This window comes from Pseudomonas sp. UBA3149 (genome assembly GCF_002364655.1).
Lineage (GTDB): Bacteria > Pseudomonadota > Gammaproteobacteria > Pseudomonadales > Pseudomonadaceae > Chryseomonas > Chryseomonas luteola.
Genome location: NZ_DEYV01000006.1, coordinates 432,141 through 441,477, shown reverse-complemented (window position 1 = coordinate 441,477; position 9,337 = coordinate 432,141). Strand labels below are relative to the sequence as shown.

Below are 9,337 nucleotides of genomic sequence, written 5' to 3'. Positions count from 1 at the left end.
TCAGGTGCCCTATGACCTGCCCGCCAGTAAGACCCGCAGCGTTTTCAAGACCCTGAGCACACCGGGCGGCGGTGGCTATAACGAGCTGCGCATTGAGGATAAGAAAGGCCAGGAGCAGATCTATGTTCATGCCCAGCGGGATTGGGACGAGAACATCGAACACGACCAGAAGATCCGCGTAGGGCATGAGCGACACGACATTGTCGAGGCCAACAGCTACACGGAATACAAGGCTGAGGAACACCGCACCACGGATGCGGACCGCAAGGTTGAGGTCAAGACCAACGACCACCTCACCGTAGGGCAGAATCAGCATATCAAGATCGGTACGGGTCAGTTCGTCAGTGCGGGGCAGGAAATCCATTTATCCAGTGGTTTGAAAGTTGTCCTGGAAGCTGGCAGTGAACTTACCTTCAAGGCCGGCGGCAGCTTTATCAAGTTGGATGCTAGCGGCATCACTATCGTCGGCCCAACGGTCCGCATCAACTCTGGAGGCAACGCAGGCAACGGAACCGGCGCATCCCCTCTGCTGCCGGGGCCTGTAAGGCCAGCCGACGTAGATAAGGCAGGTGCTCTGCTAACACCCGCACAGATCAATACCTTCAAGCGCAATTCGCCATTCTGCGAAGAATGCGAAAAGTGCAAGGAGGGGCTCTGTGCGCTCTGATAATTTGCTTACCCTTCAGGAGTGGTTGGCTCAACAGTCAACTGATAACTCATCCCTTTATGTCGTGATGAGTAACGCCAGCGATGCCAATCCACTGAAGGCCTATTACGAAGCTCGTGAAGCTTTTGTCCCTTTGCCCATTTGGGAAGGTACCCCCTACGCTAACTGGCAGCCGGTGATGCCCTACTTAGGTAGGCTCAGCCCAAACAGCACATTTTTAAATTGGGCCGCTCAAGAAAAACATAAAGACTGGGGATGGCTAGCCCTATCCACGCATGAGCCAGCGGCTATCGTCGAGCACCTCAAGAGTCTGACCAAAGTCTTTATGCCAGACGGTAGCGAAGTGTTTTTCCGCTTTTGGGATGGCCGGCATCTGATCCCTGTGATTCAGACCCTGAATCAGCAGTTCTCTACCGTATTACCTTGCTTCGATCAGTACTGGGTTAATCAATTCAACGCCAGCATAACCCCAAGTACTTACCAAATCGCTCGAACATACCCTTGGTGGAACGTGCCCCAGACGGTACTTGATGCATTGCATGAAAACGATGCCTCAACGCTGATCGATAACCTGATGCAGCACATTCAAGAAAATCACCCAGACATTTACTTCAAATTCCCAGAAATCAATCTTTTACAAAAGATCAAACGCTTTGTTCAGCGCCAGGAAACAGACATGGACGATACGGCGCAACTTATCGCTCAACTTGAAAAGGATGCTTCGCTATGATTCCTCGGCTCGGCTCGCTCTCGTTTATTGGTTTGGGTGCCGAGTCACCTGATGCAAGCAAAGTAATCTCTGAATTCAAAAGCTGTTTAGGCACCTATAAAGAGCTGGCTGAAAGTTTTTGGACTGGCTGGGCATTGGATGCCGATCAGACATTCAAGATTGGCGATGAGTTAAGCGTTAGCAAGGGCAAGGATTACACCTCCCCTGTTACGAACTACGCAACGTGCCCGCTGAATGGAGAGTTCACGTTAGTTCATGCTTTTGAAGCCGCCCGCTTTGTTCCCATCGGCAATACACCCGTACGACTGGAACCTGTCACGAGAGCCTGGAACGGAGATGAAGTTACAGGACCCGTCATTAATGATGAAATCGGCCCAAGCGGCATAAAAGTCATTTCTGGCTGCAAGCGTGGACAGCTCTATCGCATTACGTTTTTCCCGAATGTAACGAAGGCTCAGGTAGAAGCCCTATATAGCTCTTATCAAGGCGTTATTCAAAAGCTTGCTGCATGGCTTCAAAGCGAATGGACCAATCAATTCCAACCTTTATGGAGCACCTATCAAAACGCTAACTCGGGACAACGTTTAAAACTCCAACTGGAGGCTGCCCTAGAGGGCTTTGAGCATGCACTGCTCTCGCTCTGGGACGACATAAAGTCACTTTTTCAATTGATTGCTCATCCTTATGAGAATGCTAAAAAGCTCGCTAAATACTTGAGTCCAGACGAGCTGAAAAAGCTCTATACCGCCTCCAAGGAATCGCTAAGTACAGCCTTACTGATCGCTAGTGATGAGCCACTGATGTTTATTTACGTGGCGGCAATTGTTAGCTGGGTCAAGCTGTTACCGCCTCAGACATGTGTTGAAGTATTGGCTCAATTTACCGGCGAGCTTTTAATCAATATTGTCGTCGGGATTATTTTGAGCGGCGGTGCGGGGCTCGCAATCCGCGTTGGCACCAAAGCTTTGGAAACACTCAAGTCTGGTCAGGCGACGGCTTTAATCAGCAAGCTTGCCGATACGTTAATCAACGCAAGTCAATCCCATGCACTGTCTGTACATGCAGACACCTTAAAGCCTTTAGCGGCCCATGGTGAAATCAGCGAGACGAATACAGCCCGTAAAATCAACGCCAAGGTAGCGCCTGCAAGCGAAAGACCTATCCCAGCCGATACGCCGAGCCAAACGATAGAAAATGCCTCAACGGCAAGCCGAAATAAGACGCGGCGTCAAACGCGTCTATCTCGCGAAGAAAAGGTTGATGACGTCTCCAAGCCGGCTAAGGATCCTAACGACAAACCTTCGCAGGAATGCGCCAAAACCTGCACTAACGGCTGTCCGGTTTCCATGGTTACAGGTGAGGAATTGCTTACCCTGACCGATGGAGAGCTGGATAGGGTGCTCGCCTTTCCCTGGTCTCGCCTCTATCGCACCAGTGCTGTCGAGCACAATGTTGGCTTGGGCTATGGATGGAGCCATAGTCTGGCCCATAGGTTGGAAATTCTGGGCGACACGGTTATCTGGACAGACCATGAGAATCGCCGCACCGAGTTTCCGCTACCAAGCCAGCAACGTCCTGCCATTACGAACCGGCTTTCCGCTGCAGCGATTTATCTTGGTGAGGACCCAAGCGAGCTGGTTCTTGCGCAAGCGGGTACAACGCCTCGTTTTTATCACTTCCGCCGGATAGGTCAAAGCGCCCGCCTGATCGCCATCAGCGACGCCTATAGCAATACCTTAAGCATTTCTCGGGATGCCCGAGACCGTATTGTCCGCCTGAGAAATAACACCGGTCGTGCGCTGCGTTTCACATATGAGCACGCTCATATCGTAGCGGTTGATTATCAGGTCTACCGCCCTGCTGATAATGAAGAAGCGAGTTGGCATACCGTCCAGACCCTGGCCACCTATAGATATAACGCCCAAGGCCAACTTCTGTCTGCTACCAATGCGGCAGGTGAAAGCGAGCATTATCGCTACAACGATCAACACGTTATCCAGGAGCGCCAACTGGCGGGCGGAGCGACGTTCTTCTGGGAATGGGAAGGCGAAGGAAAACAGTCCCGTTGCGTCCATCACTGGGCCAATTTTGCCCAAATGGATACGCGTTACGTCTGGGAAGACAACGGTACCGTTACCGTTTATAACTCAGACGGCAGCCAGCAGGTCTACCAACATGATGAAAATGCTCGCCTCGTCCAACAGATAGACCCGGACGGCGCCAAGCATCACAAGGTATACGATGAAAAAGGCCAGCTGATTGCCGAGAAAGATCCGCTAGGCGCTATCATTGAATACCAGCATGACGAGGCGGGTCATCTCATTGCTGTCATTCCGCCTGAAGATGAGCCTACCTATTACGAATACCATAAAGGCTTCGTACGCACGGTTAGCCGGGGCAAGGCTGTTTGGAAATATCGGCGTAATGCCCAAGGTGACATTACCGCTCAGACGGATCCGGACGGCAACACAACTCACTACCACTACAGCAGCCGGGGCAACCTTCTCAGTATTCAACATCCTGATGGTAGCCGTCATGAACTCACCTGGAGTTCCCAAGGCCAGCTGATAGAAGAGTTGCTGCCTGACGGTGGCCAGCGCCGTTATCGGTATGATGCTCTTGGCCGCCAAATCACTCGACAGGACGAATCAGGCGCTGTTACTCAGTATCAATGGGACGCCGTTGGCCGACTCAGTCAGGTTACGCTGCCGGGCGGTGGGACGCGCGCGTTTACCTACAATGCATACGGCAAAATAACAGCCGAGCGGGATGAGTTGGGACGCGTTACCCGCTACGAATACGCGGACAACCTGCACCTCGTTAGTCGCCGGATCAACCCTGATGGTAGCCAGCTGCGCTATCGCTACGACAATGCTCGCCTGTTATTGACAGAGATCGAGAACGAGCGCGGTGAGCACTACCAACTTGATTACTATCCCAACGGCCTGATACGAGAAGAAACAGGCTTTGATGGCCGTACAACAGCCTATGCCTACGACCTTAACGGCCATCTGATAGAAAAAACGGAATTTGGCGAAGACGGTAGCCAGCTGGTTACCTGCTACCAGCGTGACTCGGCTGGACGGTTACTCGTTAAAACCCTCCCTGACCACCAGAAAATCCATTACGCCTACGATGCCCTTGGCCGGCTGGTCAGTGTAGATGACGGCCAATGGCCGCTCGCCTATGAGTACGATCTTCAGGATCGCCTTATTACCGAGCATCAAGGTTGGACAACGTTCCGTTATCAATATGATGCTCTTGGGCAGCTCAGCCATTGCCGCCTGCCGGATGGCAGCCTGCTTGATTACCGCTATCGTAATGGCGGCCTGCTAAGCGCTATTGACCTGAATGGTCAGCCACTAACGGCCCACCAATACCTACCGGGCGGACGTGAACAATACCGCCAGCAAGGCGCACTGCTCAGTCATTATCACTATGACGAGCAAGGCCGCCTCCAAGCCCACCGCATTAGCCAACAAGAGCGCAGCGTTTATCAACGTCGCTATGCCTACGATGCCAACGGCAATCTCGCTGCGATCGAAGACTCCCGCAAGGGCAACAAGCACTTCCATTACGACCCGCTGGATCGACTGATAGCTGTTCGGGGCGATTTGCCCGAGAGCTTTGCCCACGATCCCGCCGGTAACCTGCTTAGCCAGACGGGGCAGGAAGGTGCACGCCTCGCTAACGTCAAAGGCAACCGTCTGTTGATGCAAGGCGATAGCCACTACGATTACGACGCCTATGGCAATCTGACTCGTGAACGACGCGGCGCAGGTCAACGACTGGTCACTGAATACCGCTATGACAGCCAGCACCGCCTGATTGCAGCGACACTCCCTGACGGGCGAATCGCCGAGTACCGTTACGACGCCTTCGGCCGACGCATCGCCAAAACTGTTGATGGCCAAACTACCGAGTTTCTCTGGCAAGGCGAACGGCTAATCGCCGAAAGCGGGAAAAACCATTACCGTAGCTATATCTACGAGCCCGGCACGTTCCGCCCCTTGGCAATGCTGCACGGTGAAGGGCAAGCAGCCGAACCTTATTACTACCAGCTCGACCACCTCGGCACACCACAGGAGATAACCAGTACGGCAGGCTCTATCGTCTGGTCTGCCAAGTATCGCGCCTACGGTAATGTGGCAAAACTGGAAGTCGCCGAACTGGAAAACCCTCTGCGCTTCCAGGGGCAGTATTTTGACCAGGAAACCGGCCTGCACTACAACCGGCACCGCTACTACAATCCTAATACGGGCTGCTTTCTGACGCCTGACCCGATCAAGCTAGCGGGTGGTTTGAATAATTATCAGTACGTGCCCAATCCGACGGGATGGGTGGATCCTCTCGGTTTAACTAACTGCCCAAACACAAACAGCTGTACGCCGGGCATAGTAGAGAGCCCAGAAAACATAGGAGTCGATGAAAAATCTCCTTCTGCTCCAAAAAGCTATGATTCTTACACAGGTCCATTACCAAAGGGGATGCAAGAAAAGATCTTATATGGGACAAGAAATTCTAATACCAATAAACCTATTGGTGGGCATTCTCCAAAAGTATTAAGCTCACCAAACTATAGTATGGACGTAATACAAATAAACCCTGATGGTACATTTAAAGCAATAAATTTCAAGATGATATTAGTACGTAAAGATGGCACCACTGGCTGGTCATCACAAAAGTCCCCAAATAAACATACTATTGCTCCTAAAAATTGGACAGATGATAAAATTTTATGGGTTACGGACGAAGTAGCGGCATCTCCAGGTACCGTCCTACGAGAAGTGGATGGCGTTACAACCACTCTACATACAAAGAATATTGATGGAGTAACATGGCAGGTCATAAAGGATAATAATGTTGTTACATCTTCATTTCCTGCTGGCGATTCGCCCATGATCCCTCAATAGGAATATATAAATGAATAATATATCTCTTATAGAATTAGAACATTGGATCGGAGCATCTGAGGAGGCCAACTGGAATGAATATATAACTGAGCATGTAGCCAAAGGCGTAATACCGAAACTAAGCATTGAAGATTGGAAATTTCTTAAGTCTATAACTTTATCTAAGCCTAACTATTGGCAGCAGCGTCTTGCAGTATCCTTAGGTGAGAATGGGTCGAAAAATGCTATAGACTTATTAAAAAGACTGCTTTATTCAAATTTTGTAGAAGTGCAAATTATGGCAGCCTGCGAATTGGCTTGGGCCGAAACACCGATAGAGAAAGATTTAAAGCCTAGAATAATAGAAATAATAAATGAAGTTAAAAAAATAGAGGGAGACAACTTTTACGAGAATTATTCAGAAATTCTTGAGCTTCTGGAGAAATAAAATATTAATTTTATAGATCAGCTCAGTTCCAGATGAAACTACAGAAGATTTTATGGAAATCATGGAATCACCTTTGAGCTTATCAACCAAGCTCTTACCGTAAGTAAAGGATTGACTGCAAGGTTAAACAGAGTACTTTAAGGAAAAAATTAAAACTGAGAAAAATATAATCCAAGGTTATTGTAAATTTAAAATTACTTATCCAATCCATGCTATTATTGAAGTTTTAATATACGATTATCAAATCGAACAATATGCCTAATGCTTAAACATCCTTTTTTAGAAAAACCCTATGTACCAGACCTAAACTATTTTTTAGGAGGCATCGAAATATATGACAGAGAGGAAACCTTAGGAGAAGAATTATGGAAATATGATCCAAACAAAATTACCGATAGAGAAGAAATAATAAAATTATATATTATCCCTAGTTTAAATAATCATTCCTACAGACATAAATTTTTGCTTTTCAAGGAACTAGAAAAGCTATTATCTACTAAAGATCACGATTTCAGTGCTTATTTTGAATATTTGGAGGAAGAATATATAGCACTTCCCTGGTATGCAGATGAAATCGTCGATGCGAGAGGTTTCTTCTCAAAGATCTATGAAATTGCTAAAATAGAGTGGAAGGAAGATCTTATAAAGGCTGAGTCCGAAGATCGCTCCGCATGGTAGTTAATGTGTCACAACCCAATCAAGGAAGATAAAAGATGCTTTTAATATGGCAAGGTTTTGGTTTTTTAGTCGTTATTATTCCCCTGTTTGTGGCCTTGATTGGCTCCTTACTAGGTGGCCTTTTAGGTGCAACTAACCTCATCATTTTCCCGCTAACGCTACTTGCATCCGCGATGGCCGTTTTCTATTTCGGTAAGCGGCTGAATAGCCGTCCGGGAAAGATCCTGATTGACCCAGAAACCCAGCAAACCGTTAAGCTGCGTAAGCGCCACACCCTGTTCTGGATTCCAATGCAATATTGGGCGTTTCCGTTGGGGGTACTGGGATTTGCAATGCTGCTGGGCAATTTAGTCGCCTAATCGCATTCAAGTAAGGGTTCGCCAAGCGTTAGCGAATCCTTGCTACGAACAGCATCCCTAGGTTTATAGACCTGGATCAATACCGTCCACAGTCTGCTCTCATAAGCTCATGGTTTTGAAGTCGCTATTCCATGAGCATAACGCCTTTATTCAAACCCGAACTCCTCTCCCCTGCCGGTACGCTCAAATCCATGCGTTACGCCTTTGCTTATGGCGCAGATGCCGTTTATGCAGGGCAGCCACGGTATAGCCTCCGGGTCAGAAATAATGAATTCGACCATGAGCACCTCGCGCTGGGTATTAATGAGGCACATGCGCAAGGCAAACGATTTTATGTGGTGGTGAACATTGCGCCGCATAACGCCAAGCTGAAGACGTTTCTGAAGGATATCGAGCCCGTCATTGCGATGGGCCCGGATGCGTTGATCATGTCAGACCCTGGCTTGATCATGCTGGTGCGTCAGGCATTTCCCCAGATGCCGATTCATCTGTCAGTACAAGCCAATGCGGTGAATTGGGCGAGCGTGAAGTTTTGGGAGAGCCAAGGCCTGTCGCGTGTGATTCTGTCCCGAGAACTGTCGCTGGAGGAGATTGAAGAAATCCGCCAACAGGTGCCGGGAATGGAGCTGGAAGTGTTCGTTCACGGTGCGCTGTGCATGGCTTATTCCGGACGCTGTCTGCTGTCCGGCTATATCAACCGGCGCGACCCTAATCAGGGCACCTGCACCAACGCCTGTCGCTGGGAGTACAAGGCTCATCCAGGGAAAGAGGATGCATTAGGCGCTATCGTGCAGCATCATGACCCTATTGTACTCAACGTACCGGAACCAACACTAGGCTCTGGTACGCCTACAGATGAGGTTTTCCTGCTGGAAGAAGCGGGCCGACCGGGTGAGTTGATGGAGGCCTATGAAGATGAGCACGGTACTTACATCATGAACTCCAAGGATTTGCGAGCCGTGCACCATGTTGAGCGGTTGGCGAAGATGGGAGTGCACTCACTCAAGATCGAAGGCCGGACCAAGTCTCATTACTACGTGGCACGTACGGCGCAGGTCTATCGCAAGGCTATCGATGATGCAGCGGCGGGTCGCCCTTTCGATAAATCCTTGATGGATACCCTGGAGTCATTGGCTCATCGCGGTTACACCGAGGGTTTTTTGCGCCGCCATGTGCACGACGAATATCAGAACTATAACCAGGGCTATTCGGTATCCGAGCGCCAGCAGTTCGTGGGTGAGTTGACCGGTGAACGTCGCAACGGACTGGCTGAAGTAATCGTAAAGAATCGCTTCGACTTGGGCGACTCCATCGAGGTCATGACGCCTAACGGCAATCTGAACCTTTCAGTCGAGGCGATGGAAAACGTGCGCGGTATCCACCTGGAAACCGCTCCGGGCAGTAGCCATACCGTCTACTTGGCGATTCCGGAAGGCATTGATCTCAGCTATGGATTGTTGATGCGCAATCTGGAGGCGGGTACGACCACTCGAAACCCGCAATTTCGGTAAAAAAGCGGCCGGTTCGCGCATGAAGCTGACCAGCCGCCCATGCAGTTCAGCG

General features: G+C 49.7%; 7 protein-coding genes. All 7 read left to right on the top strand.

The window, feature by feature from the left end; translation table 11 throughout:
* On the top strand, nucleotides 1-667 hold a 667-nt coding region (locus tag B3729_RS05770; RefSeq protein ID WP_414704020.1), incomplete at its 5' end, for a bacteriophage T4 gp5 trimerisation domain-containing protein.
* On the top strand, nucleotides 657-1,397 hold the full coding sequence (locus B3729_RS05765) for a DUF4123 domain-containing protein (RefSeq protein WP_286787350.1): 741 nt from the start codon (nucleotides 657-659) through the stop codon (nucleotides 1,395-1,397). The genes B3729_RS05770 and B3729_RS05765, both read left to right, overlap by 11 nt.
* The gene (locus tag B3729_RS24625) at nucleotides 1,394-6,310 is read left to right on the top strand and encodes an RHS repeat-associated core domain-containing protein (protein ID WP_313595329.1); all 4,917 of its coding nucleotides are present in this window, start codon (nucleotides 1,394-1,396) and stop codon (nucleotides 6,308-6,310) included. Before B3729_RS05765 ends, B3729_RS24625 begins: the two co-directional genes overlap by 4 nt.
* 10 nt (nucleotides 6,311-6,320) lie before the next feature.
* Nucleotides 6,321-6,737, top strand: coding sequence for a HEAT repeat domain-containing protein (locus B3729_RS05745; RefSeq protein ID WP_286787349.1), 417 nt, complete (start codon nucleotides 6,321-6,323; stop codon nucleotides 6,735-6,737).
* A gap of 261 nt (nucleotides 6,738-6,998) precedes the next feature.
* The gene (locus tag B3729_RS05740; RefSeq protein WP_286787348.1) at nucleotides 6,999-7,415 is read left to right on the top strand and encodes a hypothetical protein; all 417 of its coding nucleotides are present in this window, start codon (nucleotides 6,999-7,001) and stop codon (nucleotides 7,413-7,415) included.
* 35 nt (nucleotides 7,416-7,450) lie between these two features.
* Nucleotides 7,451-7,774: a hypothetical protein gene (locus tag B3729_RS05735; RefSeq protein WP_286787347.1), complete on the top strand. Its 324-nt coding sequence runs from the start codon at nucleotides 7,451-7,453 to the stop codon at nucleotides 7,772-7,774.
* Nucleotides 7,775-7,905: 131 nt separating this feature from the next.
* Nucleotides 7,906-9,285, top strand: coding sequence for a tRNA 5-hydroxyuridine modification protein YegQ (yegQ, locus tag B3729_RS05730; protein WP_286787346.1), 1,380 nt, complete (start codon nucleotides 7,906-7,908; stop codon nucleotides 9,283-9,285).
* Nucleotides 9,286-9,337 lie beyond the last annotated feature (52 nt).

What these genes read in the sequence shown, in the direction of transcription:
- B3729_RS24625 (WP_313595329.1), top strand. Translation starts at nt 1,394, where the DNA reads ATGATTCCTCGGCTCGGCTCGCTCTCGTTTATTGGTTTGGGTGCCGAG.
- B3729_RS05745 (WP_286787349.1), top strand. Translation starts at nt 6,321, where the DNA reads ATGAATAATATATCTCTTATAGAATTAGAACATTGGATCGGAGCATCT.
- B3729_RS05740 (WP_286787348.1), top strand. Translation starts at nt 6,999, where the DNA reads ATGCTTAAACATCCTTTTTTAGAAAAACCCTATGTACCAGACCTAAAC.
- B3729_RS05735 (WP_286787347.1), top strand. Translation starts at nt 7,451, where the DNA reads ATGCTTTTAATATGGCAAGGTTTTGGTTTTTTAGTCGTTATTATTCCC.
- yegQ (WP_286787346.1), top strand. Translation starts at nt 7,906, where the DNA reads ATGAGCATAACGCCTTTATTCAAACCCGAACTCCTCTCCCCTGCCGGT.